Here is a 26,102-nt window from a genome sequence, read left to right as displayed (position 1 = left end):
AAAAACTTAAAAAAAATGACAAAATTAAAAACCTGATTTTCAAATATATAAATGCGTATATCTGAAAATTAACAACAATCACTGATTTTAAAAATCACCTTACAAATACTTATATGAACAATAAAATAATATCCCTAGGAGCGCTTTCAAATGCTACCTTGCCTCACAATTCGGGGAATTTTGGGAATATTTTTCATCCAGATAATTACGATCATTATCGTAATGCAGTCGATAGTACATTAGACCTCGTAAAGGAATTTCTTTACAGAAATGACAAACCTTTCAGCGGTATAGAAGCCAAGGAAATGAAAGGAATGGTACAACAGATAGACCTTAATCAAAAACTTTCCAATTATAACGAACTTTTAGATGAAGTAGATGATATCTATGTAAAACATGCGACAGCTTTTCATCTTCCACAATATGTAGCGCACCTTAACTGCCCGGTTGTCATTCCGGCGTTGGCAGGAGAAATTCTTGTGAGTGCTATCAATTCTTCACAGGATACCTATGATCAGAGTGCCGGAGGAACTTTTATGGAAAGAAAACTGATCGACTGGACCGCGGTTCAGATTGGATATAATACGAATGAAAGCGATGGTGTTTTCACGGCGGGAGGCTCACAGAGTAACTTAATGGGGCTGGTAATGATGCGTGACTGCTTCTCCCAGAAGAGATACAATCATAATATAAAAATGGATGGTCTGCCAGCAGAGGCAAGCCGCTTCAGAATCTTTGTTTCAGACAAATCTCACTTCAGCAATCTGAAAAATGCTTCCATTATGGGATTGGGTGAGAAAAGCATAGTGAAAGTTCCTACCGATGAAAGATTCTGTATGGATATTTCTCTTTTGAAAAAATACATCAAAAGGGAAGAGCAGCTAGGCAATATCCCTATTGGTATCGTAGCAACAGCAGGAACTACAGACTTCGGAAATGTTGACCCACTTGAAGATATTGCGAATATTTCAGAGCATTATAATATCTGGATGCATGTAGATGCAGCTTATGGCTGTGCATTACTATTGAGTGAGAAATACCGTAATCTGCTTAGCGGAATCGAAAGAGCAGACTCTGTAACGATTGATTACCACAAATCTTTCTTCCAGCCTATCAGCAGCAGTGCTTTCATTGTTAAAAACAAAAAAGAATTGCTGATTCTTAAACATCATGCAGATTATCTGAATCCTAAAGAAATGGATGAAGAAGAAATCCCGGCACAGATCAATAAATCGATTACACAGAGTACCCGTAGGTTCGATGCCTTAAAGCTTTGGTTTACCCTAAGAATGATGGGTAAAGAACAGCTGGCAGAATATACAGATACCGTTATTGATCTTACAAAAGATGTTGCCTCAATGATTACCGAAGATGCTGATTTTGAATTGCTTTCAGATTCAGATCTAAGTGTTCTTGTTTTCAGATATGTAAGACCGGAAATCAGCGATCTGAATGCCCTGAACCAATATATCAAGATGAAACTTTTCTACAGCGGAGAAATCCTTGTAGCAAGTACAAAGGTGGATGGAAACTTCTATCTGAAGTTTACTTTCCTGAACCCGATCACAACAACTGAAGACGTTCATCAAATTCTTACGACAATCAAAAGCCATGGAAAAGACTTTAATACAGAAAAATAAAACAGGAGAAAAATCCCGGGAAATTACTTTCAGGATTCTTCTCAACGGAATGTTAAGAGAGCTTGGAAATGGAAAATTCTATCAGGGAATTCCAAAATATGATCTTCTTACAGCAAAAGCTCTTCAGAACAGCGATTACCCGTTGCATATGAGGTTTGAAATGAAGAAAACCGGGTTGTTTTTATTTGCTCCGGTTTCTTATCGTTCCGAGACTCTTTTTCATGAATACGGCCCTGCTGTATGGGTTGTTGACCACCAGAATCAGACCGTTTTTGAAGTAAATACTGAAAAACTGATTGAACTCGTTTACCAGGAATTTTCTGAGACGACCAATGAGAAAGGCTTCAAACAATTTGCAGAAAGAATCCAGAGCAGTCTGAAAAATCTGGAACTGACTACAGAAGCATGTTTACAGGATGATCAACTTTTAACCTATTCATTTCTGGAATCTGAGCAGATGCTCCCGGCAGGGCACAATCTGCATCCTTTTACCAAATCAAGAATGGGCTTTTCTGAATCTGAGCAGTTCTTATATGGTCCCGAATTTGGGAAAGGATTCCAGCTGGATTATTTCCTGATTCATAAAGACTGTATCACTGAAAAATCTCTTCCCGGAATTTCAGCAAAAGAAATATTCGAACAGTGGGTGGCAATACCAGAAAGTTACGATTTTGAAAACACAAATGATTTCTATATTGTTCCGTGCCATCCGTGGGAAGCACAATATCTTTTGTCCACAGAAGAATATCCCGAAATGCTCGGATCCGGTAAAATCATCCATATCGGGCCTTTGGGAGAAGATTTCTATGCAACATCTTCTATAAGAACCTTGTATAATCCTGATTTCAGCTGGATGCTGAAATTTTCTCTGCATGTTTTAATGACAGGATCTGTGAGAACCAACAGTTTAAAGGATCTTAACAGAGGATATGCTTCAGCAGTTTGGTGGCAGCATGAAAAAGCTTCATTTGAAGAAAGCTTCCCCAATTTTAAACTGTTGATGGAACCTTCTACATTAAGTGTTCATTATAAAGAAAAGAATGTAGAAAGCCTGAATATCCTGATCCGTAAAAATCCTTTTTCAACAGATGATAAGGTTCTTTTATTGGCAAGACTTTGTCAGGATGAATCTACAGATGGGTTTAATTTTACAGCACATTTCTTTAAAAATGTTGCCAATCATCTGGGAATTGATGCTGAGAAAGCAACCATCATTTGGTTTGAAAAATATGTAAACCTTCTGTTGTCCCCTTTAAACAGATTATTCAATCAATTAGGGATGGCTCCGGAAGTGCACCAGCAGAATCTTCTTATTCAGCTGGATAATCAGCTTCTGCCGCAATCGATCTGTGTAAGAGACGGGCAAGGATATCTGATTAAAGAAAGCTTTAAAGAGAAATATCAAAACCTGATGAAAGACTATCCTGAAGTTGAAGATCTTTTTATCAGAGATGAGCGTCTTCTGGATATTGTTTCCCACCATCTTTTGGTAAGTAATCTAAGTGCTTTGATCTCTTCCATAGGAAAAACCGGATTGGTTAAGGAAAGAAAACTTATCCATATTCTATACAGAGAATTTGATGAGCTTCATGAATCTGAGCCATCATTTTTGACAGATTATGCTCTGAATCAAAGATACTGGGCCGTAAAATCAAACCTTCAGTCGGCCGTTTCTGATGTAGATGGAGGGATAAGCGCGGCATCTATTTCTTATGCTAAAGTTCCGAATATCCTTCACAAACATTTTTTCTCAGATCAGCTGATTCATCCGAAAGGGACAGAAGTTTTCTTTAAAAGATATTTTCAGAAAGAAGATGTGACCATGAGTATGCGTCCTATCGATCTTGAAAATGACCTTGAAATGCTTCATGAATGGTTCAATAGAGAGCATGCTGTAAAAATATGGCAGATGAACTGGCCCATTGATGAGTTGGAAACCTATTATAGACTCATGCTTCCAAGTGATGAAGCTCACAGCTACATCGTTGCCGGTAATGATGAACCTTCTTGTAATATCGAGGTTTACTGGGCATGTAGAGATATCGTAGGAGATTATTATGAAGTACTGCCTACCGATTACGGAACACACCAATTCATAGCACCAACTGATCCTAAAAAGAAAAATGTATCTCCCTCTACACAATCTATGGTAGATTATGTTTTTGCACAGCCACAGGTAGGTAAAATGGTAGGGGAAGGTTCTGTAGATTCACTGGCATCTATGATGAATAAAGCCCATGTAGGTTTCAAAGTAGACAAAGTAATTGAGATGCCTCATAAAAAGGCCAATCTGAATTTCTGCTACAGAGAATGGTACTGGGAAAAGTTTCCACAGAATAAAGAGGTACAAATCACCACAAACATCACAAAAAATGACTAACGAAGCCGTATACAATGTAATAGGCATAGGTATAGGCCCTTTTAATCTGGGACTTGCCGCATTATCTAACCCAATTCCGGAACTGAAGACTCTTTTTCTAGACCAGAGAGACGGTTTCGACTGGCATCCGGGATTGATGATTGACCATGTAACCCTGCAGACTCCATTTTTATGTGATTGCGTATCCATGGCTGATCCTACCAATCCTTTGAGCCTTCTGAATTATCTGAAAGAAACCGGAAGATTGTATAAATTTTTTATCCGCGAGAGCTTCTTTATTCCAAGAAAAGAATACAACCGCTATTGCCAATGGGTAATTGAGCAGCTTCCACAGTGTCGTTTTTCAACTCAGGTGGTGGATATTACCTATGAAGAGGGTTTATATCAGGTGACTACAGTTCATACAAAAACCAAAGAAACGACTGTTTTTAAAACAGAGAGATTGATTTTAGGAACAGGAACACAGCCTCATATTCCGTCTTTTATTCCTAAAGATGATTCGCGAATCATCCACACAAGCTCTTATCTATACCGAAAAGAGGAACTTTTAAGTGAAGGGAAGAAAATTGCCATCATCGGTTCCGGTCAGAGTGCAGCAGAGGTATTCTATGACCTGCTTCAGAGCAGAAATGAAAAAACTCAGTTGGGCTGGTATTCCCGTCCGGACAGATTTTTCCCTATGGAATATTCTAAGTTGACTCTGGAACTCACATCCCCGGATTATGTTGAATATTTTTACAACAGAAGTGAATCAGCAAGGAAAAGTATTTTAAGCAAACAGCAAGCTCAGTTTAAAGGAATCAATTATGATTTGATCAATGATATCTATGATTTTATTTATGATCTTAATATCGATAATGCAGATCCTAATCTTAAAATTATCCCTAACAGCCAGCTGAATACTGTTGATAACAGCAACCCTGATTTCATCAACCTTGAATTTATACAACTGGAGCAGAATGTACCATATGATCAGGAAGCTGACTATGTCATCCTTGGAACCGGATATCGTTATCATGAGCCTGCTTTCTTGAAGAATATTCAGTCAAGAATAAAAAGAGATTCAAGCGGACTATTTGATGTCAATAGAAATTATTCAATAGATCACAACGGAGGGGAAATTTATGTGCTTCATGCAGAAGTACACACCCACAGTTATATTTCTACAGATCTGGGAATGGCTGCTTACCGCAATTCTTATATCATCAATGATATTCTTGGAAGAGAACATTATAAAATCGAAAAGAAGATTGCTTTCCAGGATTTTGATGTGGAAAAATATGCTGATCTACCAACTGCCAAAATTTAATCATACAATGAACACCAACTTAAAAAATACAATAAGCCAGGAAAACTGGCAGCAGGCTAACAGAAATCTGATGGCCAAAACCATTGCAGAACTCATGCATGAAGAACTTCTAAAACCAACGGTAACGTTTGAAAATAAAGAAGGATTTACTGTTTTTAAACTTGAAACAGGGTTTGAAAATGTCGTATACAGCTTTCGCGGACAAGAGAGAATGATGGATTACTGGCATATCGACAAAGACAGTATTACAAAGACAGAAAACGGAGAAGATCTATCTGCGGTAGATGTAGCGGCTTTCTTTCTGGAAATGCAGTCCGTGTTTGATTTAGATCCTTATACCATTGCAAGATATACGGAAGAATTACTGCATACTTTATATTGTGATGCATTAATTTTATCTAAAGGCGTCATGTCTTCAAAAGACCTTGCCCATTCAGATTATCAAACTGTTGAGCATAATATGACCGGACATCCATGGGTTATTGTGAACAAAAGCAGACTTGGTTTTTCTCCAAGAGACCTTAAAACATTTGCTCCTGAAGCGGATGAAAACCTAAAAGTAATCTGGCTGGCTTCCCATAAGAGCAGATCAGCGTTCCAATCTCTGGAACATATAGACAGAGAAGAGTTTTATCGTTCTGAAATAGGAGAGGAATTGTATCATGATTTTCAACAAAAGCTAATCAATGCCCGTAAAGATGTTGAAGATTATCATTTTATCCCTGTACATCCTTGGCAGTGGGAGCATAAGCTTCAAATTCATTTCGCTGGAGATATTGCCTCAGGGCTTTTAATCCAAATGGGAGAGGGAAGTGATACCTACAGCGCACAGCAGAGTATTCGTACTTTATTCAATGTAGATCATCCTGAAAAAAGATATCTGAAAACGGCTGTTTCTATTTTGAGCACCGGAAATATCAGAGGATTGTCTCCTAAACAGATGAAAATTGCTCCCGCTATTACCGATTGGGTAAAAGGCTTGATCAAAGATGATGCGTATCTGGAAAACAAAGGAACTATTTTCTTAGGTGAAGAGGCTTCCATAGCTTATTTGCATCCACAATATGGAGCAATTGCCAGTGTTCCTTATCAATATAATGAATTCCTTGGCGCGTTATGGAGAGAAAGTGCTGAAAATTATCTGACAGAAGGTGAACAAATGGTAACGATGGCTTCTCTACTGTATGTAGATGAAAATGGAGTTCCATTGGTTCAGGCATTTGCAGAAAAGGCAGATATGAGCATCAAAGAATGGGTTGAAAGCTATCTTGATGCGTATCTTACTCCTTTATTGCACATCTATTATACCCATTCATTATGTGTAACTCCACATGGAGAAAACATTATGGTTGTGCTGAAAAATGGAGTTCCGCAGAGAATTGTAATCAAAGACTTTGTAGATGATATTGTACTTACCGTAGAAGCAAGAGAAAAACTTCCTGCGCATCTTGCAGATGGTTTGATCCAGTCTTCCAATAAAGAAAATATTCCGTTGTTTATTCTCCTGGGAGTTTTCGATGCATTCTTCAGATATATGTCAAATGCCCTGCATACGTATTCTGACTTTAAAGAAGAGGCATTCTGGGAACTGGTTCACAACTGTATCGAAAATTATAAAGCTGAGAATACCCACCTTCAGGAACGATACGAAAAGTATGACCTTTACGTGCCGGCATTCAAAAGATTTTATATCAACAGTCTGCGTCTGAAAAATAATGGCTACAGTGAAAATAAAGCATTTGCCATCCCTAGAAAAGATGGAGCACTGCCTAATCCTCTGTATCAGATTGCCAATAAAAATTCAGTAGCAGCAGTATGAGGAAATTCCTGCATATACTAAAAGAAGGGATGGTTTTTGCCTATGGAGCGATAGCTGGGAAAAAAGTCGAGCTGACATCAGGAAGCATCAACCGTTCCATCTTTAGTCTGGCCATTCCTATGGTGATGGAGCTTATGATGGAGTCTGTCTTTGTGAGTGTCAACCTGTTGATTATTGCAAAATTAGGAGATAAAGTTCTTGGTCTTGTGGGAATCACGGATAACTACATCAACTTTGCTTATGCCATAGCAGTAGGTCTTGGTATTGCGGCAGCCACTCTTATCGCCAGAAGGGCTGGAGAAAAAGATACAGAAGGAATGGGCAGAACGGCTCAATACATTATCCTTCTTGCTTTATTCTTTGCTTTATTTATTGGCGGGATCTCGTGTGTTTTCGCCTCGGAAATTGTTGATTTCCTGGGAGTGAATGCCAGTGTAGTCGTTGATGGAATATCATTCTCAAGATTGGTCTTCCTGAGTATAGGACTTGTGATTCTAAGACTTTCGGTAAATGGACTTTTCAGAGGTGCCGGTGATGCAGATATTGCCATGAAATCACTTTGGATCTGTCATATTTCCAATATCATATTCGCTGTGATTCTTGTTTTCGGACTAGGTTTTATTCCTGCTTTCGGATTGATGGGTCTGGCTTATGCTACCGTTTTATCAAGACTATTAGGGGTTTTATACCAGGCTTTTATATTGATAACCGGGAAAACCAGCATCAGCATCAGAGTCCCTTTTCATCTGGACATCCCATTACTGCAGAAAATTCTGAAAATAGCCTTTGGAGGATTGGTTCAATATATCATTCCGACATCCAGCTGGCTGATTATGGTAAAGATCATCTCTACTTTCGGAACAACCGCTCTTGCCGGATATATTATTGCCCAGCGTATTGCTTCGGTAGCTACGATGCCTGCCTGGGGAATAGGAAATGCGGCTGGAGTTCTTACAGGACAGAACCTGGGAGCTGGAGAGCCTGACCGTGCAGAGAAAACAGTCTGGAGAGCAGGAACAATCAACATGACTTATCTGGTAATAGTAGCCTTATTCTGGCAGATTGCCGCTGAATATGTGGTGAAATTTTTCACCACAGAACCGGAGGTTGCAAGATATGCAGTGCAGTATATCCATGTGGTATCTATGGCTTATCTGCTGTTAGGATTCACGATGGTGATCAGCCGTGCTTTGAATGCGGCTGGAAACATCCTGCAGGTTACACTGCTGTACCTCGTGATGTTTTATGTAATTCAGCTTCCTATGGCTTATCTCCTTGGAGTAAGGCTTCATTGGGAACTGAGAGGAATATTTACCGCTATCGTTTCTTCGGAAATTGTATTGGCAGTACTATTCCTAATGATTTTTAGAAATGGAAAATGGAAAACTATAAAAATTTAAAATGAACACTACAGAAGAATTTTATGAAATTATCGCCTCTGCCATCGCTATAAAGAAAGAATTGGTAGATGAAAAATTGACGTATCAGGAAATCCCGGAATGGGATTCTATGTCCCACCTTCTTATCGTAGAAGCACTTGAACAGTTTTATCAGATCAAATTTGATTTTAACGATATTCTGGAGATGGGAACTGTCGGAAAAATTCGGGAAAAAATGAAAAAATACGATGTACTCGTAGAAAACTAAGCATATGAAAATTTTAGAAAATGTAATTGCCAATAAGAACTTGGAGTTTACAGATGCTTCCACCGGTAAAACAATACCGGTGGGAACGCTGTACCGATCTTTAGGCTTAAACCCTGTAGAAAAAGGATTACTTTTTTTGTACAATGACAATCAGCTGCCCAGTGTTGAGGTTCTCCTCAATTTTTATGGAACAGCACACGCGATTGCGGTATTGGGACAGAAACTGCATTCGGAGTTCAAAGAACGTATCGAAGCAGAATACCGTCCTAAGTATATCTTCGATCCAGAAAGAGAAGATATTCCGGGTTATAGCTTAAAAGAATTCTCAGAAAGTATCAGAATTTTTGCAAAGGATGATTATAAGAATGAAGTTACCATTCATCCTGAAATCAAGATTCTTCTGAGCACTTCAGGGACAACGGGAGTTCCCAAACTTGTCAAACTATCGGATGAAGGTCTTTATAAGAATGCTTTAAGTATTCTTAAATATATGCCTGTTCTGGAATCTGATGTGGTTCCTTTAAACGTTCCGATCAACTTCGTATACGGATTCTCTATTTTCACGACCAACTGTATGCGCGCCAGAAGAATAGTCTGTACAGATAAAGACATTATGCAGAAAGCATTCTGGGACGAATTAGAAGAATATGGTTACAGTACACTGGGAGGAGTTCCTTTTCTCTATGAAAATCTGAATAGAATAGGGTTTTTCAGAAAAGATTCTCCAAGCCTGAGGTATTTTACCCACACCGGAGGCGTGATCAATGCGGAGTTAAGAAAAACAATTTTCTCTTACTGTCATGAATTCAAAAAAGAATTCTTTGCTCAATATGGTCAGACAGAAGCAGGAGGAAGAATGGCTTATCTGCCTACAGAAGGATTGCTGGAAGAAGAAACTTCTATCGGAACTCCCATAGATAATGGAAGTTTCCAAATTCATCCTGAAACGGATGAACTTCTCTTTTCACATTCCAGTATTTTTGGAGGATATGCTAATACGCTGGAAGATCTAGCCACTTATGAACAGCCTTCTCTACTTCATACCGGGGATACTGCCAGAAAAGGTGAAAACGGAATTTATTATATCACAGGAAGAATAAAACGTATTATGAAACTTTTCGGAATACGTCTCAATCTGGATGAGGTAGAATTTATTCTTAAAAATGAAATGCAAGGCAATACGTTTGTATGTCTGAATGCCAATGATAAGAAAATCGTTGTACTGTATGACAATCAGGATGTAGATCCTCAAATCATCACCGAAACCATTAAAAATAAACTGCGTATCAACCCACTATATGTACGCACCGAACTTATAGAATCATTCCCATTATCACAAAACGGTAAAATAAACTATCCCCTGTTACAAAACTTACAGCATGAAAACATCTAAAACCCTTATATTACTTCTTGGTCTTGCTTTATCTTCAAACTCGCTTTCTGCACAGCAGGGTGACAGAATTCATGGCAAGATCATGCTGACTGAACAGGCACCAGTAAAAAATGCTATTTTAAGACTTGTCAACACGTCTTATCAGGCAAAAACCAATAATTTAGGAGAATATTACTTTGAAAATGTGCCACCTGGAGAATATACCCTTCAGGTGGTTTTAAATGATATCGAACTGATGAGGGAGTCTATCCACATTCAGAAAGATGTCCACGAAATTCCTGCTATCTATGCCCCGTTACACAATAATGTGATTGAGGGAATTACAGTATATGCAGTGAGCAGAAATAAATTTTTGGATAAAGACAGTACATCAGTGGCTAAAATGCCTTTGAAAGTTCTTGAAAATCCACAGGCTTATACCAGCATCAATCAGCAGATCATGAAAGAACAGCTTACTTACGATATTTCGGAGGTATTGAAAAATGTTCCGGGTATGGTAAAGATGCAGGGAAGTCCGGGAAGAGGTTCAGGAGACGGAAGTTTCTATTACAGCCTTAGAGGTTTTCCTACCAAAGTATCTATGGTAGACGGTATTCCTGCAACAACGAACGGAGAAATAGATCCTGCTGACCTTGAGCGTCTGGAAGTGATCAAAGGTCCTTCAGGAACATTGTATGGAGGTGCTGTAACTTCTTTCGGAGGTTTAATTAATGCTGTAACCAAAAAACCGAAAGACTATTTCGGAGGAGAAGCTTCTTATCTTATGGGAAGCTACAATCTGAACCGTGTAACCGCTGATGTTTACGGCCCGATTACAGAATCCAGAAATATGTTATTCCGTTTAAATGCCGCGTATCAGTATCAAAACGGATTCAGAGATTCTGAATTCAGAAAATCATTCTTTGTGGCCCCTACTATAAGCTATCAGGTTAATGAGAGACTAAAATTTAACTTAAGAGCTCAGATCTACAACTATGAAGGAACCAATACCCCAATTATCTTCCTTCCAAGAACAAGAGCTTATTTCGCTCACAACCCAGATGAGCTAGGCTTCGACTGGAAAAGATCATATTCAAACAATGACATGACTTTGAAAGCGCCATCTATCAACGTAAAAGCTGAGGCCAATTATAAGATTTCAGATAAATGGACTTCACAAACGTTGCTTTCAAGAAACTTCAGAAAAACAGAAGGATTATATCAGTATCAGTTTATCAGAGGAAATACAAGTGATGCCATACTGGAACGTAATGTACAGTGGCAAAATTCTGAAGCTTCTTCTACAAGTGTTCAGCAGAACTTTAATGGAGAATTCAACATTGGAAAAGTTAAAAATAAGGTCCTTATTGGGGTAGATTATTTAAACCAGTCTATTAACAATAATCATTCTCCAATTGTGGTGTTTGATTACATTGATGGTAAAAATCCTACAGGACCAGTTGTATTACCAGTGACAGGCGTATATGGTAATATATCTAAAGATTTGGCACTAAAAAAGATTCAAGCCTCTCCAGCCAATTTAGTGAGAAATACCTCTTCAGCGAACCTTTATGGAGCCTATATTTCAAACGTAACCTATATTACCGATCGTTTGATCACCCTTATAAGCTTACGTATGGATCATTATGAAAGTAAAGGGCAACTTAATATGAGTGATAACAAACGTGTTGGTGATTTCAAGCAGACTGCATGGTCTCCAAAAGTAGGAATCGTATACCAGATCCTTAAAGATCAGTTATCTGCTTATGGGAACTATATGAATGGTTTCAGTTATACAGCACCTGTTTCGCAGCAGTTGCCAGACTATAGTGGAGAGATGAAGCCTCAAATGGCCAATCAGTGGGAAGTAGGGGTCAAAGGAAATCTTTGGAGAAACAAAGTTAATTTCACGGTGAGCTACTATGATATTTTAGTGGACAATATTCAGAGAGGAAGTGGGGTGATCCGTGACGGAAAAGAATATAATATTGTAGTTCAGGACGGAACACAGAGAAGTAAAGGTATTGAAATCGAGACCATCATGAATCCTGTTCAGGGATTGAATATTATGGCCGGATATGCTTACAATCACAGTAGATATGAAAAAGCAGATGCTGATGTAGAAGGGCGCCGTCCGGAATCTGCAGGTCCTGCGAATGTATTCAATTCATGGATCAGCTATATTCTTCCTATTAGAGGACTTCAAGGACTTGGAATAGGTTTCGGAGTAAACCGTGTAGGAAAACAGATTACCGGAAATAAAGTGAAAACGGGACAGTTTGAATTCCCTGCCTATACTTTAGTGAATGCTTCCATTTCCCTTGAAAAAGAAAGATACAGATTAGGATTTAAAATGAATAATCTGGGTAATGTACAATATTTTGCAGGGCAGGGAGTTGTAGTTGCTCAGATGCCTCGTAATTTTGTTGCTGAGGTTAGCTTTAAGTTCTAAGGATGAAATTAAAATTTAGAAAAATTGCATATCAATTACACCTATGGCTCGGACTAACGTCCGGGCTTATAGTTGTTATTATGGCAGCTACAGGATGTATCCTGGCTTTTGAAGAAGAATTAAAACATATTGTTCATCCCAACAGATATTTCGTTGAAAATATCGGCAGAAAAAAGCTTTCACTATCCGAGCTTACCGGAAAAGCAGAACAGGCTTTACCTGAAGGATTGAAGATGAAGAGAGTCATAATGTCTTCTGATCCATCAAAAACGTATGTATTCCGAACGCTGAAGATGGATGATGAAGCGTGGACCTATTGGGGAACCTATCTTTATTATTACCGGGTTTATGTAGACCCTTATACCGGAAAAATACAGGAAGTAGAAAATGCAAAACAAGATTTTTTTGAAATTGTTCTGGATCTTCACAGAAGACTTTTGCTTGGTGAGAAAATAGGAAAAACCATTACAGGATATTCCACATTGATATTTGCTGTTATCCTTTTATCGGGGCTTGTGATATGGTATCCCCGTAAAATGAGTAAAGCCATGCTGAAAGGAATGTTTTTCATTAAAACATCTGCCAATTGGAAAAGAATCAACTATGATGCTCATAATGTGTTAGGATTCTACGCCGTGATTCCTTTACTTCTAATCTCTTATTCCGCATTGATATGGAGCTTTGAAGATGTAGATAAATGGGTAAAGAATACACTGAATGGCAATACTCCGACAGAAAAGAAAGCCAAAAGTACAATCCCTTCCGAAGAATTTTCAAACCGCGGAAATATTCTCGATTTAATTGGAAATAGAATGGAAAAAGGACTGATAAATAAGAAATCTGCACTTGTCAATTTTCCAAGGTCGGAAGAAGGAACTTATTACGCTGAACTGACGTATGACGGCAGACAATACCGTAATGAACAATTTAATTTTGATCAATATTCAGGAGATGTTTTAAAATCTCGATCTTATAAAAACAAAAATATCAGATATGGAACCGCATTAAGAGATAGAAATTATGATCTCCACACAGGAAGTATCCTGGGACTCACCACCAGAATTATTTATTTTCTGGCTGCTATCATTGCAGCATCGCTCCCAATTACCGGTTTTATTATCTATCTCAACAAGAAAAAGAAGAAACCAAAGCACAAGAAAAACAAAGTCGTTTTTCCTTCTCATCATTAATAAAGGAAGAGGCTATCTCAAAAGTGCCATTCTGAATGAAATGAAATGGAGTGAAGAATCTCATAAACTGGATTATCAATGAGATTCTTCCTTCGTCAGAATGACAAAAGTCAAATATTTGACTTTTAAGACAGCCTCTTTACTTTTACAGTCCAAAGGTAAGAATATCCAGTATCAATTTTATCGCAGATAAAATCCTTGCACCTTATGAAAACTTATTTTTCATCATATTTGCGCCTTTGCGTTCTAAAACTAATGTAATCTCTTTTTGCTGAAGTTTTTTTGGAAATCGCAAAGGCGCAATTTTTTTAATCTCTATACTTTTTTTGGCGCAAGAAAATCAGAGATTTTCAGCAAGCAATATGATATAATTTTTCACAAATTTTATAAATATCTATTAAAAAATCTGCAGAATCCCCCTAAATCTGCGAGAGATTCAATCACCCAACCAATCCCTTCACATTTTTTGAAAAGACTTCAATTCCTTTATTCATCTCTTCAACATTCAAATCTCCAAACCCCAATCGAATTGCCGTAAGCCCTTTATTTTGATACAACAAGGTTTTAGGAATGAAAAGATTATCCTTCATACAATTTCGGCTCAGCTGCATAAGATTGATCGGAATATTCCATTCCAGCCAGATGGCAAGTCCGCCGGATGGCTTTTGAAAGGTGATGAGGTCACCCAGATTTTCTTCTAGCAACAAAGCAAAATGATCCCGTCTTTCCTGATACACTTTTAAAGATTTCTTCAGATAACGGTTAATTTCCCCTTCAGCAATCATATCTCCAAGGGCTCTTTCCATCAGAATATCACCCTGACGGTCAATAATACCCAGGTACTTCCGCATTTCTATCATCAGATTTTCAGGGGCAACAATAAATCCGGTCCTGAATCCTGGTGCCAAAGACTTTCCAAAAGAACCGATATAGATTACCATTCCATTCGTATCGGCACTAGCGAGGGGAAGAATAGGACTTTTGTCATAATGAAATTCATAATCATAATCGTCTTCCAGAATAATAAATCCGTATTCATTGGCCAGTTCCAGTAATTCAAATCTCCTCTGGGCACTCAGCGCTACGGTAGTAGGATAGTGGTGATGCGGAGTGAGATAAAGCATTCGTATTTTCTGCTTTTTGCAGGCTTCCCGTACACTTTCTACGATAATTCCTTCCTCATCAATGGGAATAGAAACAATGTCAACTCCTGCTTTCATAAAGATCATATTGACGGAGAAATAGCTCAGAGCGCCTACTAATACGGTATCTCCTGCAGAAAGAAGAATTTCGGAAACAATATAGATACTCATTTCCGTGCTTCGGGTGATGAGCAGATTATTTTTGGAAATAGGAAGTCCACGGGAAAGATTCAGATATTCAGACAAATGTTCTTTAAAAAATTCACTCCCGTCATGGTTATAATGTCCTAAAGCTTTCTGATTGGATTTACGCTTCAGAATAGAACTGTAAAACCGGGAATGCTGTCCGATTTGGGTTAAACGAATATCCGGCACCCCATCATTAAAGACATATTCACAGTCTGAATGTTCAAAAGGATTATCTAGAATATTGGATGTTTTGAATGAGAAACCGGTCGTTATTGGATAGTTTTGAAGGTTATTCTGCTCAAAATCGTTCACTTTTACAGGTTTTTCCTGATCTTTCCCAATCACAAAAGTTCCTTTATTGGGGAAACTTTCTGTCCAGCCTTGAGCCGATAGCTCATCATATACAGCAACGGCTGTATTTCTATGGATTTCCAGCATTTCACTAAAAGTTCTGGTTCCGGGAAGCTTCGTTCCGAAAGGCAAAACTCCTCTCTGAATCGCATTGATCAACTGATTCGCAATTTGTAAATAGATAGAAGTCTCTGATTTTCTATCTATTTTTATAAAACTTTCATAAGGAATCTTAACCGGACTATCCATAATATAAAAACTGGCACCATACAACCATCCGGCAATATACTACTTTTGACATCAAAATAAAAATCTATGGAATTTCATCATCTGTTAAAAAAAATTGTACAGGAAGGAAGCACCCATGCTAAATGGCTGAATACCCTTTCTTTTATGGAAAATGCCGGTGCAAGAAAAATATCAAAATGTGAACATCCAATATTGGTTTCTCAGATCCAGCTGAAACATGCTGCCGAAGAACACCGCCATGCTTATTATCTAAAAAAACAGATTGGAAAAATAGACCCTGAATTATGCAAAACCTATGAAAGTTCAGAGCTTCTGGCTTCTATTGCTACGCGACAGTATCTCCATTCACTGGATATTAAATCCTGTCGTTATCTTCAAGAGGCATTTCAACTCAACAAAGAAGATCTCAGATATGCGGCTTACCTTTTTGTAACCTACGCTATTGAGGTTCGTGCTGATGAACTTTATCCGGTTTACCAGCAGGTTCTTACGGAAACGTCTTCTAAAATCATGGTAAAATCTATTATTCTTGAAGAAGAAGGACATCTGGAAGAAATGATCAACCAGCTCAATGAGTTTTCTCAAGACTGGAGACAACATGCAGATCATATTCTGACCATTGAAAAAGAATTGCATGAACAATGGATCAATGCTATAACGCAGGAAGTAGCTCAGTTGAATTATGCTTAACAATGTCTTTCGTTTTCAGGAGTCTCTTGACAAAAGAAAAGAGGACGGAATAATAAGAAGTTTAAAACCCCTGCGGGAAGGAATTGATTTTTATTCCAATGATTATCTCGGTCTTGCCAGAAATAATGAACTTCAAAATATCCTGTTGCAAAAGGTTACAGATAACCCTCTGCTGCTTTCAGGAAGTACGGGTTCCCGTTTGATCAGTGGAAACAGCAGCGTTGTGACTTCGGTAGAAAATGGTATTGCTCAAAAACATCAGTTTGAATCGGCATTGCTTTTTCCATCGGGATATAATGCTAATCTGGCCTTGTTTTCCACGCTTCCCAGTCGTCATGATGTGGTGATTGTAGACGAGCAGATTCATCGGTCTGTACACGATGCGTGTCGGTTATCCAATGCTAAAAAGCTAAAATTTAAGCACAATGACCTCGAGGATCTTGAAAATATTTTAAAGAGACAAAAAGGACATTGTTATATCGGAATAGAAAGTTTGTACTCCATGGAGGGAGATTTTGCTCCCATTCAGGAAATAGCTGTGCTTGCCGATACATATAAAGCGTATCTGATTGTTGATGAAGCCCATGCTTTTGGTGTTTTTGGCTATGGATTGGTTGAAAAATATCAATTACAGAACCATGTATCAGCGGTAGTAGTGACCTATGGAAAAGCTCTTGGAGCCCATGGAGCAGCAGTTCTCTGCAATGAAACAATACAATCTTATCTGATCAATTTTGCAAGCCCTTTTATTTATACCACTTCTGCACAGGATTTTCAGTGGATGGGTATAAAAACAGGATATGAATTCTTGGATCAGCATGAGGAATTGTCCAAAAAACTTCAGGACAATATTAGAGTTTTCAGAAGCCGAAATCTACAATCTCCATCGTCAGAAACAAGCCCGATTCAAGCGATTGTAATCCCAGATAACCAAAGACTTAAAAAGTTACAAGACACTTTATCTGAGGAAGGGTTTTTAACCTACGCGATATACAGTCCCACGGTAAAAGAAGGAGGCGAACGATTGAGGATATGTCTTCACAGCTTTAATACTGAAGAGGAAATTGTAAGACTGACAGGAATTATTAAAGAATTTGTTTAAAACAAAGAAATTTTCGAACCCCGGAACACAAATCCCGACCCATGAAATTATTTATAACAGGAATAGGAACCGAAATAGGAAAAACAGTTTGTTCGGCTATTTTGGTTCAACATTTTAAAGCAGAATATTGGAAGCCCATACAATCCGGCGACTTACATCATACAGACAGCCATAAAATTGAAGCATGGACTGATCATACCACCTGCCATCCGGAAGCTTACCGTTTACAGTTGGCAGCATCACCACACCAGTCTGCAAGGGAAGAAAACATCACAATAGATCTGGATGATTTTCAATTACCCCAAACTGACAATCCATTAATTGTAGAAGGAGCCGGAGGACTTATGGTGCCAATTTCTGATACTACTTTTATGATAGATCTGATTGAAGAATTAAATCTTCCAACAGCACTGGTAGTCAGAAATTATCTAGGCTGCATCAATCATAGCTTACTCTCAATTATGGCTCTACAACAAAGAGACCTGCAACTGGAATATTTAATCCTTAACGGAGATTTTCCCGAAGATACAGAAAGAGTGATCTGCAGTTTTATAGAAAAAGAAACAAAAATTATAAAGATTCCCGAAATCAACACTACGGATAAGGAATCTATACAACATTCTGCAAAGCAATTAACAATAACAAAATTATGATAATGGATATAAAAACAACATTGAGAAACAACTGGACCAAAGAGGAAATTGAAGAAATTTATAACCTTCCTCTAATGGAACTGATCTATAAAGCTGCCACTGTACACCGTGAATGGCATGATCCTTCTGAAGTACAGATTTCTACATTATTGTCCATCAAAACCGGTGGTTGCCCGGAAGATTGTTCCTACTGCGGACAGGCAGCCCGTTATCACACCAATATTAAAGTACAGGCTTTGCTGCCTACAGAAACAGTGATTGCCCACGCTCAAAAAGCAAAAGATTCAGGATCTTCAAGATTCTGTATGGCTGCAGCATGGCGTGAAGTTCGTAACAACCGTGATTTTGACAGGGTAATTGATATGGTAAAAGGAGTAAACGAACTTGGGCTTGAAGTGTGCTGTACTTTAGGAATGCTTACGGAAGAACAGGCTGTAAGGCTGCAGGAAGCAGGGTTATATGCCTATAACCATAATCTTGATACTTCGGAACAGTATTATGAAGAGATCATTTCTACCAGAACATTTGATAACAGAATCAATACCATCAACAATGTAAGAAATGCAGGGATCACAGTATGTTCCGGAGGAATTATCGGACTGGGTGAAACGCATAGAGATAGAATTTCAATGCTTCTGACGTTGGCAACGATGCCAAGACATCCGGAATCTGTTCCTATCAATGCACTAGCCAGAGTAGCAGGAACTCCATTAGAAGATAATGAAAAAGTAGATGCCTGGGAAATGGTAAGAATGATCGCTACAGCACGAATCGTAATGCCTTCTTCCATGGTAAGATTAAGTGCCGGACGTATAGAAATGTCAGAAACAGAGCAGGCTTGGTGCTTTATGGCTGGAGCTAATTCTATTTTCACAGGAGAAAGAGAAACCTTATTGGTAACTCCTAATCCGGGGGTTTCTGAAGATATGCAGATGCTGCAGACTTTAGGATTAAAGCCTATGATGAAAAAAGAAACATGCTGTTAGAAAATTATAAATGATAAATTATGAGTGATGAGCAGGATTACTGGTATTATGGCATTTGTTATAAAATTTGTTTTTGAATTTTTATAAACTGCTCTACAAGTTGGAAAAGGCAAAGGCGCAAAAGCTTTTTTAGTAAGTAATATTTTAAGGCGCAAGGATTTTATCTCCGATAAAATTGGGTATTGTAAATTTTAGTCTCTCGCAGATTATGCAAATTAAGAAGATGATTATGAAAAAATCTGCATAATCTGCGAGAAAATTATAACGTATTCCTTGCTGAAAAACTTTGATTTTCTTGCGCCTTATTCAACATAATATATTCAACTCAATTATTGTTAGATCCAATTTCATCACTCATTATTACTTTTTACATCAATATATGAATACAATAACAGAACAACTCAGTCTGCAAAAGAGAGATAAAGCAGTCAACTGGCATCCCTATACTCAGATGAAAACAGCTGACGATATTATTCCTATTGTAAAGGGAAAAGGAATTTACCTCTATGATAATGAAGGGAAAAAATACCTGGATGTGGTTTCTTCATGGTGGGTAACATTGCATGGGCATTCACATCCTTATATTGCACAACGTGTTTTTGAACAGTTGAATACACTGGAACAGGTTATTTTTGCAGGATTTACACATGAACCCGCTGTAAAGCTCTCAGAAAATTTACTGAAGCTTCTTCCGGCAGGTCAGGAAAAAGTTTTTTACTCTGATAATGGCTCTACAGCAGTAGAAGTTGCTTTAAAAATGTGTATTCAATATGCATACAATCAGGATAAAAAGAAAACGAAGATTTTAGCTTTTAAAAATGCTTATCACGGAGATACCTTCGGAGCCATGTCTGTAAGTGGAAAAAGCTTCTGGACAAGACCTTTTGAAAGCATGCTGTTTGAAGTTGTTTTTATTGATACCCCCAATTCCGAAAATCTGGATAGCCTTCAGTCACAGATTAAAGAACATGCTGATGAAGTCGCTTGTTTTATCTATGAGCCTTTAGTTCAGGGTGCTGCCGGAATGTTGATGTACAAAGCCGAAGATCTTAGCCAGCTGATGAAATTCTGCAGGGAAGAAGGCGTTCTTATGATTCAGGATGAAGTTTTTACAGGATTTGGAAGAACAGGTAAGCTTTTCGCAGCAGACTATCTTACGGAGAAACCGGACATTATGTGTTTTTCAAAAGGACTTACAGGAGGAACTATGCCAATGGGAATTACCACCTGCTCCAATGAAATCTACAATGCTTTTCTTTCAGATGACCGTTATAAAACCCTATTTCACGGGCATTCGTTTACAGCTAATCCTTTAGCCTGTACAGCGGCTCTTGCGAGTATGGAACTACTACTTACAACCGAAACTCAAATGAATATCAACCGCATCACTCATCAGCATTCAGAGTTTGTGAAAGCACTTGCTTTTCATCCTCATGTAGAAAAGGTTCGTCAGATCGGAACTATTTTAGCTTTCGATTTTAAAACCGGGAATAGTACTTCTTATTTTAATGAAATAGGGAAGAAGCTTTACAATGAATTCCTCCAGAGAGGGATTATTATGAGGCCGTTGGGAAATGTAATCTATCTGGTTCCGCCATATTGTATTACATCTGAAGAATTAGACTTTGTATATCAGAATATTATGGAAGTTTTGGATCAGTTTAAAGAGTAAACGGTCCCTTCTGGTAATAATTATTTTTAATTTTTTTAAATGTACCTTATAGGTTTCTAAAACCTATAAGGTTTTTATGTTCAGATGATTAATACTCAGATATCTTTAAAGTTCCTGTTCTGCCTTTTTCAAAACACCAATTAATTCTTTCAATTCATCCTTATTGAATTCCAGTAAATTCTGATTCAAATAATGGGAGGGAATTTTTATATAATTAACCCATGATGAAAGTTTTTCACGATAAATACTTCCAAATTCTATATTGCTCATTGTAACAAATTTATACTTGGTTTCTTGAGTCGCTTTTTCGTTTTCTCTCTGTTCTACAGTCTGAAGAGCCTGAATCAGTTTTCCCAATTCATTTTTATCAACGGTGAGTGTCTTTTTGAATATTTCGTCAAACGTTTCATATTCATACATGATTCCCAGAAGAGATTCTGATGAACTGTCCGAGATATCTTTCGTTACAATTTTCTGAATATTCAGGGTTTTAAACTTGCCTAGATTGGTGATTTTTTTCTCAATTAATGTCCCCTTTCTTGAATTGATTGTAAGTCCACGTGATGTCGTATTAGACCTTTGAATAGTCGGAGGTGGTGCTATCTGTGCAGTGGCCCATGTACTCAATACACAGGAAATCAAAATAATGATTCTTTTCATTTGTAGGATTGTTATTAGTTTTTAGACTATTAAAATTACACTGTAATTTCCACAATATATAAAAATTAAATAAAAATTTTACCCAAGTTCATTGCCCCATGAATGAAGTTCAGAAAGAATAGGCCCCAATCTTTGCCCTTTCTCCGTTAATTTATAATACACTTCCGGAGGGAAATTATAGACCTCAATCCGTTCGATAATAAGATCTTCTTCCAGTTGTTTCAATTGCTCTGCAAGGACTTTCTTTGAAACTCTGGGCATATTCCGCCACAGTTCTACAAAACGTACCTGATCTTCTTCAAAAAGGTTATGAAGGATCAATGGTTTCCATTTACCCGAAAGGATATTCAGGCTTCGTCTTAATCCACAGTTTTTAAATTCTTCAAAATTCATAAGTCAATTGAATATATATGGTTAACCTTTTGGTAACCTTCGATTGTTTTACTCTGGTTGGGCAATAGTTTTGTGGTACAAACTTAGGCAAAATGAAATTACAATTATGGCGCAATGCAACATTGCTATTGAATATTAATGGGGTTTCTATCCTCGTAGACCCTATGCTCGGAGAAAAAGGTTCTATGGGAAAAATCCCTATGACAGACAGCGGATTACTGAATCCGCTGGTAGATCTACCTTTTGATAAAGAAGAATTAAGTCAAAAACTGGAAAAAGTAGATGCTGTTGCTGTAACCCATCTTCATCCTGATCATTGGGATACGAGGGCTATCAAACTGCTTGACAAAAATATTCCGATTATCTGTTCAGATGTCATTTCAGACCACATTGCAGGACAGGGATTTACAAATATTATAGCAGTAAATGATCAACTTCAATGGAGAAACATTGAGATATCTACCACCAAAGGACAACACGGAACCGGAGAAATCGGAGAAAAAATGGGAATCGTAAATGGTTTTGTTTTTAAAACACAAAATGAATCAGTCTATATCGCAGGAGACACCATTTGGTATGACGAAATTGCTCAAGAAATTGCACAACATCAGCCACAACACATCATTGTTGCAGGAGGAGCAGCCACTTTTTCCGTGGGAGATCCTATAATTATGACCAGCGAAGGCATTATCAAAGTCTGTGAATACGCTCCAAAATCCACTGTTTGGGTGACGCATCTGGAAGCCGTAAGCCATTGCAGAGAAGACCGGAAATATATCAAGGAAAAGATCCTTGAAAATGGATTAGAGAAAAGGTGTTTTATTCTGGATGACGGAGAAGAAGTTGATCTTCATTTTTAAACTCAGAGTGATAGAAATATTAAATCTCTCCGTACTCTTTATTACAGGGAGATTTAATACTTTTGCTGCTTATCAATTCTTATGCGTTTATTACTTTCTCTTACCGTTTCTCTGACTATAAGCAGTTCTGCATTTGCTCAAAATACAGAAGCTATGTTTAAAAAAATAGTGGATTCCACTTACAATGCCCATCCTGAAATGCTCGGACTGATTGTAGATGTAGAATCTCCGGACCAGCATATTTCATGGAGCTATGCGGCCGGACACAATGGAAACAAAAGCAATGCATCTATTAATCCTGCTCAGCCTCTTCTGATCGCCAGCACCACAAAACCTTTTATGGCAGCAGCCGTTCTCAGATTGGTTGAAAATGGTAAGTTAAGTATTGATGATCCTGTGAAAAGTCTCTTAAGCTCAAAAACAGCTAAAGTTCTTTCCGATGCGGGGTATGATCTGGATAAGATCAATGTACGTCATCTTTTATCGCATACTGCTGGGATTAATGATTATGTGACGGAAAACTATTTCAGTTTTATAAGCAGTCACAAAACTCACAACTGGACGAGAGATGAGCAAATTGCACTAGCCGGAAAGGAAAAAAAATTAGGAGAACCCGGAACCGTTTTCAGATATGCTGATATCAATTTCGTCCTGATTTCTGAAATCATTGAACAGAAAACCGGAAAACCTTTCTATCAGGCTTTGCGAAGTCTTTTAGATTATAAAAAACTGGGGCTTGATCATACATGGTTTATTCAGCTTGAAAAACAGCCAAAGAAATCACTTCCATTGGTTAATCAGTACTGGAAGCAGTTTGATTGGGAAATAAAGGATCTTAATCCATCATGGGATCTCTATGGCGGAGGCGGAATAGCGTCCAATGTGAAAGATATGGCAACGTTTTTCCAGGCATTATTTAATGGAAAAATAATCAAAGATCCAAAAGTCTTACAGCTGATGTATACCGATGTTCCACCCAATCTGGAAATCAACTACTGTCTGGGAATCAGGAAAATTAAAAGCGGGGGGATGACTGCTTACAATCATGGAGGCGGATTGGGCACTGATGCCCTTTATATTCCTGAGATTAATGCAAGTATTTCCTCAGCATCTGTAGAAGCAGGAAAAAGAAGTGTAGCCGTGGAACTGAACAGTTTACTGGCATCGAAATTAAAAGCATTGAAAAAGAAATAATACAAAATAAAAAGGATAGAACAATTGCTCTATCCTTTATTTTTTTCGGAACGATACGTTTTAGTCTTCTACACACTTGTTTCTTGCGGCTTTCAATCCAAAATACAGCATCAGAAACACAGCACAGCTTAATAAATAGAACGAACTGTTCCATGAGATATCCCAATCATGAAGTTTTCCAAATAACGGAGGCCCAAATGCGGCAATCAGATATCCCACAGACTGCGCCATTCCGGAGATTTTAACTGCATTGATACTGCTTTTCGTCCTTGTAGAAAAGAATAAGATAGACAGACTGAAAGACAATCCGTTGGAGATCCCTATAATAACAGCATTCAAATAGATCCATTGGGATTTCAGGAATACAAACATCATGGTGCTTCCGAACATCAGAGTACATATAAAAAGAATCATCAGCCTCTGATCTTTCATTTTGCTGGCAATAATAGGGCAGCAGAAGGTCACAGGAATCATCGTAATCTGAATCACAAAAAACACCCAGCCGGAGCTTTCACCCTGCATATGAAAATCTGAAAGAAATGAAGGAAGCCAGGCTACCAGACAATAATAAAATAAAGACTGCAGTCCCATAAAAATACTGATATTCCATGCCTGGGCAGATTTAAACATATTAAAATCAGACGTGCTCAGTGCTGTCTTAGGCTGATTCGGATTTCTTTTGTTGAATATAAATTCCACCATTAAAACAAGGAAACCCAATGCTGCAATCACCAGCCAGATTCCCAAAGAACCTTTCCATCCAAATCCTGTCCATTCTCCGATTTTTACACTGAAACCGGAAGCCAAAGCTGCAGTAAGATTCATTGATACAGCAAAAATCCCTGTCATAAGGCCAATCTGTTTCGGGAAATTATTTTTAACATATCCCGGAGTGACTACATTTCCGATGCATATTCCCAAGCCAATGAATATAGAGCCTAAAAATAGCAGCCAAAGAGACCCGCTAATTCGCAGAAACAATCCGAAACTTAAAATAATCAAGGAATACATCAAAAGTTTACTGATTCCAAACTTATTTGAAAATTTACTCACCAGTACAGAACAGGTCGCAAACATAAACAGTGGAATAGAGGTAAGCAGGCTCACCTGGAAATTATCCAGTTTCAATGCATCTCTTATGTCTCCAAGTACAGGAGCAACCGCTACGATCGGTGAACGAAGATTGCTGGAAATTAATATAACTATCAGAACATTTATAATTAATAAAACATACGAAGCGTTCTTTTTTACTTCATTCTTCATCATAATAAAAACTTTTGTGCAAAATTAGTATAGTAATTTTGTTTAATTTTGCCAAAGTTTTAACCCAAAACGACATGAATACTAATGACAGCATAAAAATAGACGACCTAAAGAAGCCTTACTTTGTATGGTTTGAAGAAAACTGGGTTCATGATAATGTTCTCCATCACCATCAAAAAGGTCAACTGGTCTATGTTGAAAGCGGTTTCCAGTATATTACCATTGATGATAAAATTTATCTTCTACCACAAAATCATGCGGTGTGGATTCCTCCCAATGCTGTTCATAAAACCAATTCCCATTCTGAAAAGATAAAACTGATGATTATGTTTGCCGATATCAGTACAGAAAATCCTTTTTATCATGAGATCAATGTATTTTCTGTGCCTTCGGTTTTAAAGGAAATGATAAAATATGCAGAAAAATGGTCCAAATTGATGACGGCAGACCATGATGAAAATATATTTTTGAAAGCCTTGTTTAATGAACTTCCACGGTTTGTAGAGCATTCACTGACAATTCATGTCAGTCTTCCAAAAGATAAACGCCTTACCAAAGTGATTGAGCATCTTCACAATCATTACCATAAAGAAATTAAAATGGAAGATCTCAGTGACGCAGTCCTTTTATCTTTCCGTACGTTGGAGCGAATCTTCAAAAAAGAAACGGGTCTTACTTTAAGTAAATACCAGCAGATGCTTCGTATCATCAAAAGTCTGGAGTTTTTGAGTTCAGGAAGCTTAACAATTTCCGAAACAGCCTATGAAGTAGGGTACAAGAGTGTGCAGGCTTATACCAGAAGTTTTTTGTCGGTCATGCAGTTCAGACCTACAGATTTTATTAAAACGATTCAATAGCCGTTTAAAGCGCTTACAGAGCACGTTGAAAA

21 protein-coding genes are annotated in these 26,102 nt (G+C 37.9%); 17 read left to right on the top strand and 4 right to left on the bottom strand.

Going from position 1 to position 26,102, the window contains the following annotated elements; all coding sequences use genetic code 11:
• The first annotated feature begins 113 nt into the window (after positions 1–113).
• Genes LF886_RS13240 through LF886_RS13200 form a run of 9 tightly spaced genes read left to right on the top strand, consistent with a single transcriptional unit; the run spans position 114 to position 13,809 of the window.
• Positions 114–1,640, top strand: a complete 1,527-nt coding sequence (locus LF886_RS13240) for a pyridoxal phosphate-dependent decarboxylase family protein (protein WP_236850010.1) — start codon at positions 114–116, stop codon at positions 1,638–1,640.
• Positions 1,612–4,020 carry a GNAT family N-acetyltransferase gene (locus LF886_RS13235; protein ID WP_236850009.1) on the top strand — a complete coding sequence of 803 codons (2,409 nt, stop codon included), beginning with the start codon at positions 1,612–1,614 and terminating at the stop codon, positions 4,018–4,020. The genes LF886_RS13240 and LF886_RS13235 overlap by 29 nt, the downstream gene beginning before the upstream one ends.
• Complete coding sequence (locus tag LF886_RS13230; RefSeq protein ID WP_236850008.1) at positions 4,013–5,329, top strand: lysine N(6)-hydroxylase/L-ornithine N(5)-oxygenase family protein; 1,317 nt, start codon at positions 4,013–4,015, stop codon at positions 5,327–5,329. The genes LF886_RS13235 and LF886_RS13230 overlap by 8 nt, the downstream gene beginning before the upstream one ends.
• A 7-nt stretch (positions 5,330–5,336) precedes the next feature.
• The gene (locus LF886_RS13225) at positions 5,337–7,148 is read left to right on the top strand and encodes an IucA/IucC family protein (RefSeq protein ID WP_236850007.1); all 1,812 of its coding nucleotides are present in this window, start codon (positions 5,337–5,339) and stop codon (positions 7,146–7,148) included.
• Positions 7,145–8,548 (top strand): MATE family efflux transporter, encoded by a 1,404-nt coding sequence (locus LF886_RS13220; protein WP_236850006.1) that lies wholly within the window; start codon positions 7,145–7,147, stop codon positions 8,546–8,548. The genes LF886_RS13225 and LF886_RS13220 overlap by 4 nt, the downstream gene beginning before the upstream one ends.
• Before the next feature lies 1 nt (position 8,549).
• Complete coding sequence (locus LF886_RS13215; protein WP_103232497.1) at positions 8,550–8,795, top strand: acyl carrier protein; 246 nt, start codon at positions 8,550–8,552, stop codon at positions 8,793–8,795.
• A 4-nt stretch (positions 8,796–8,799) separates the two neighbouring features.
• Complete coding sequence (locus LF886_RS13210) at positions 8,800–10,188, top strand: AMP-binding protein (RefSeq protein WP_236850005.1); 1,389 nt, start codon at positions 8,800–8,802, stop codon at positions 10,186–10,188.
• A complete protein-coding gene (locus LF886_RS13205) occupies positions 10,175–12,619 on the top strand; it encodes a TonB-dependent receptor (protein ID WP_236850004.1) in 2,445 nt (814 codons plus the stop codon). The genes LF886_RS13210 and LF886_RS13205 overlap by 14 nt, the downstream gene beginning before the upstream one ends.
• A 2-nt stretch (positions 12,620–12,621) precedes the next feature.
• Positions 12,622–13,809, top strand: coding sequence for a PepSY-associated TM helix domain-containing protein (locus tag LF886_RS13200; RefSeq protein WP_236850003.1), 1,188 nt, complete (start codon positions 12,622–12,624; stop codon positions 13,807–13,809).
• Positions 13,810–14,249: 440 nt separating this feature from the next.
• On the opposite strand, the gene LF886_RS13195 is transcribed toward LF886_RS13200, so the two are convergent.
• On the bottom strand, positions 14,250–15,740 hold the full coding sequence (locus LF886_RS13195) for a PLP-dependent aminotransferase family protein (RefSeq protein WP_236850002.1): 1,491 nt from the start codon (positions 15,738–15,740) through the stop codon (positions 14,250–14,252).
• Between the two features lie 66 nt (positions 15,741–15,806).
• On the opposite strand from LF886_RS13195, the gene LF886_RS13190 reads away from it, so the two are divergent.
• From LF886_RS13190 to bioA, 5 genes are all read left to right on the top strand, one after another.
• Positions 15,807–16,430 (top strand): hypothetical protein, encoded by a 624-nt coding sequence (locus LF886_RS13190; protein ID WP_236850001.1) that lies wholly within the window; start codon positions 15,807–15,809, stop codon positions 16,428–16,430.
• Complete coding sequence (locus tag LF886_RS13185; protein WP_236850000.1) at positions 16,423–17,532, top strand: aminotransferase class I/II-fold pyridoxal phosphate-dependent enzyme; 1,110 nt, start codon at positions 16,423–16,425, stop codon at positions 17,530–17,532. Before LF886_RS13190 ends, LF886_RS13185 begins: the two co-directional genes overlap by 8 nt.
• A 41-nt stretch (positions 17,533–17,573) precedes the next feature.
• Positions 17,574–18,185, top strand: coding sequence for a dethiobiotin synthase (gene bioD, locus LF886_RS13180; RefSeq protein ID WP_236849999.1), 612 nt, complete (start codon positions 17,574–17,576; stop codon positions 18,183–18,185).
• A 2-nt stretch (positions 18,186–18,187) separates the two neighbouring features.
• The gene (bioB, locus tag LF886_RS13175; protein ID WP_236849998.1) at positions 18,188–19,171 is read left to right on the top strand and encodes a biotin synthase BioB; all 984 of its coding nucleotides are present in this window, start codon (positions 18,188–18,190) and stop codon (positions 19,169–19,171) included.
• Between the two features lie 379 nt (positions 19,172–19,550).
• Positions 19,551–20,843 carry an adenosylmethionine--8-amino-7-oxononanoate transaminase gene (gene bioA, locus LF886_RS13170; RefSeq protein ID WP_236849997.1) on the top strand — a complete coding sequence of 431 codons (1,293 nt, stop codon included), beginning with the start codon at positions 19,551–19,553 and terminating at the stop codon, positions 20,841–20,843.
• A 105-nt stretch (positions 20,844–20,948) separates the two neighbouring features.
• Here bioA and LF886_RS13165 read toward each other — a convergent pair whose 3' ends face one another.
• Both LF886_RS13165 and LF886_RS13160 read right to left on the bottom strand, forming a co-directional pair.
• Positions 20,949–21,503, bottom strand: coding sequence for a hypothetical protein (locus tag LF886_RS13165; protein WP_236849996.1), 555 nt, complete (start codon positions 21,501–21,503; stop codon positions 20,949–20,951).
• A gap of 78 nt (positions 21,504–21,581) precedes the next feature.
• A complete protein-coding gene (locus tag LF886_RS13160) occupies positions 21,582–21,896 on the bottom strand; it encodes a winged helix-turn-helix transcriptional regulator (protein WP_124531466.1) in 315 nt (104 codons plus the stop codon).
• Positions 21,897–21,988: 92 nt separating this feature from the next.
• Between LF886_RS13160 and LF886_RS13155 the strand changes: the two genes are divergently transcribed.
• Both LF886_RS13155 and LF886_RS13150 read left to right on the top strand, forming a co-directional pair.
• The gene (locus tag LF886_RS13155) at positions 21,989–22,756 is read left to right on the top strand and encodes an MBL fold metallo-hydrolase (protein ID WP_236849995.1); all 768 of its coding nucleotides are present in this window, start codon (positions 21,989–21,991) and stop codon (positions 22,754–22,756) included.
• A gap of 81 nt (positions 22,757–22,837) precedes the next feature.
• Positions 22,838–23,950 (top strand): serine hydrolase domain-containing protein, encoded by a 1,113-nt coding sequence (locus tag LF886_RS13150; RefSeq protein WP_236849994.1) that lies wholly within the window; start codon positions 22,838–22,840, stop codon positions 23,948–23,950.
• 60 nt (positions 23,951–24,010) lie between these two features.
• Here the strand turns inward: LF886_RS13150 and LF886_RS13145 are convergent, their stop codons facing one another.
• Positions 24,011–25,216, bottom strand: a complete 1,206-nt coding sequence (locus LF886_RS13145; protein ID WP_236849993.1) for a CynX/NimT family MFS transporter — start codon at positions 25,214–25,216, stop codon at positions 24,011–24,013.
• Positions 25,217–25,287: 71 nt separating this feature from the next.
• Here LF886_RS13145 and LF886_RS13140 point away from each other — a divergent pair, with 71 nt between their 5' ends.
• Positions 25,288–26,070: a helix-turn-helix domain-containing protein gene (locus tag LF886_RS13140; RefSeq protein ID WP_236849992.1), complete on the top strand. Its 783-nt coding sequence runs from the start codon at positions 25,288–25,290 to the stop codon at positions 26,068–26,070.
• Positions 26,071–26,102: the final 32 nt, after the last annotated feature.

It is taken from the genome of Chryseobacterium sp. MEBOG07, assembly GCF_021869745.1.
In the GTDB taxonomy this organism is placed as follows: domain Bacteria; phylum Bacteroidota; class Bacteroidia; order Flavobacteriales; family Weeksellaceae; genus Chryseobacterium; species Chryseobacterium viscerum.
This window is presented reverse-complemented; position numbering and strand designations above follow the sequence as displayed.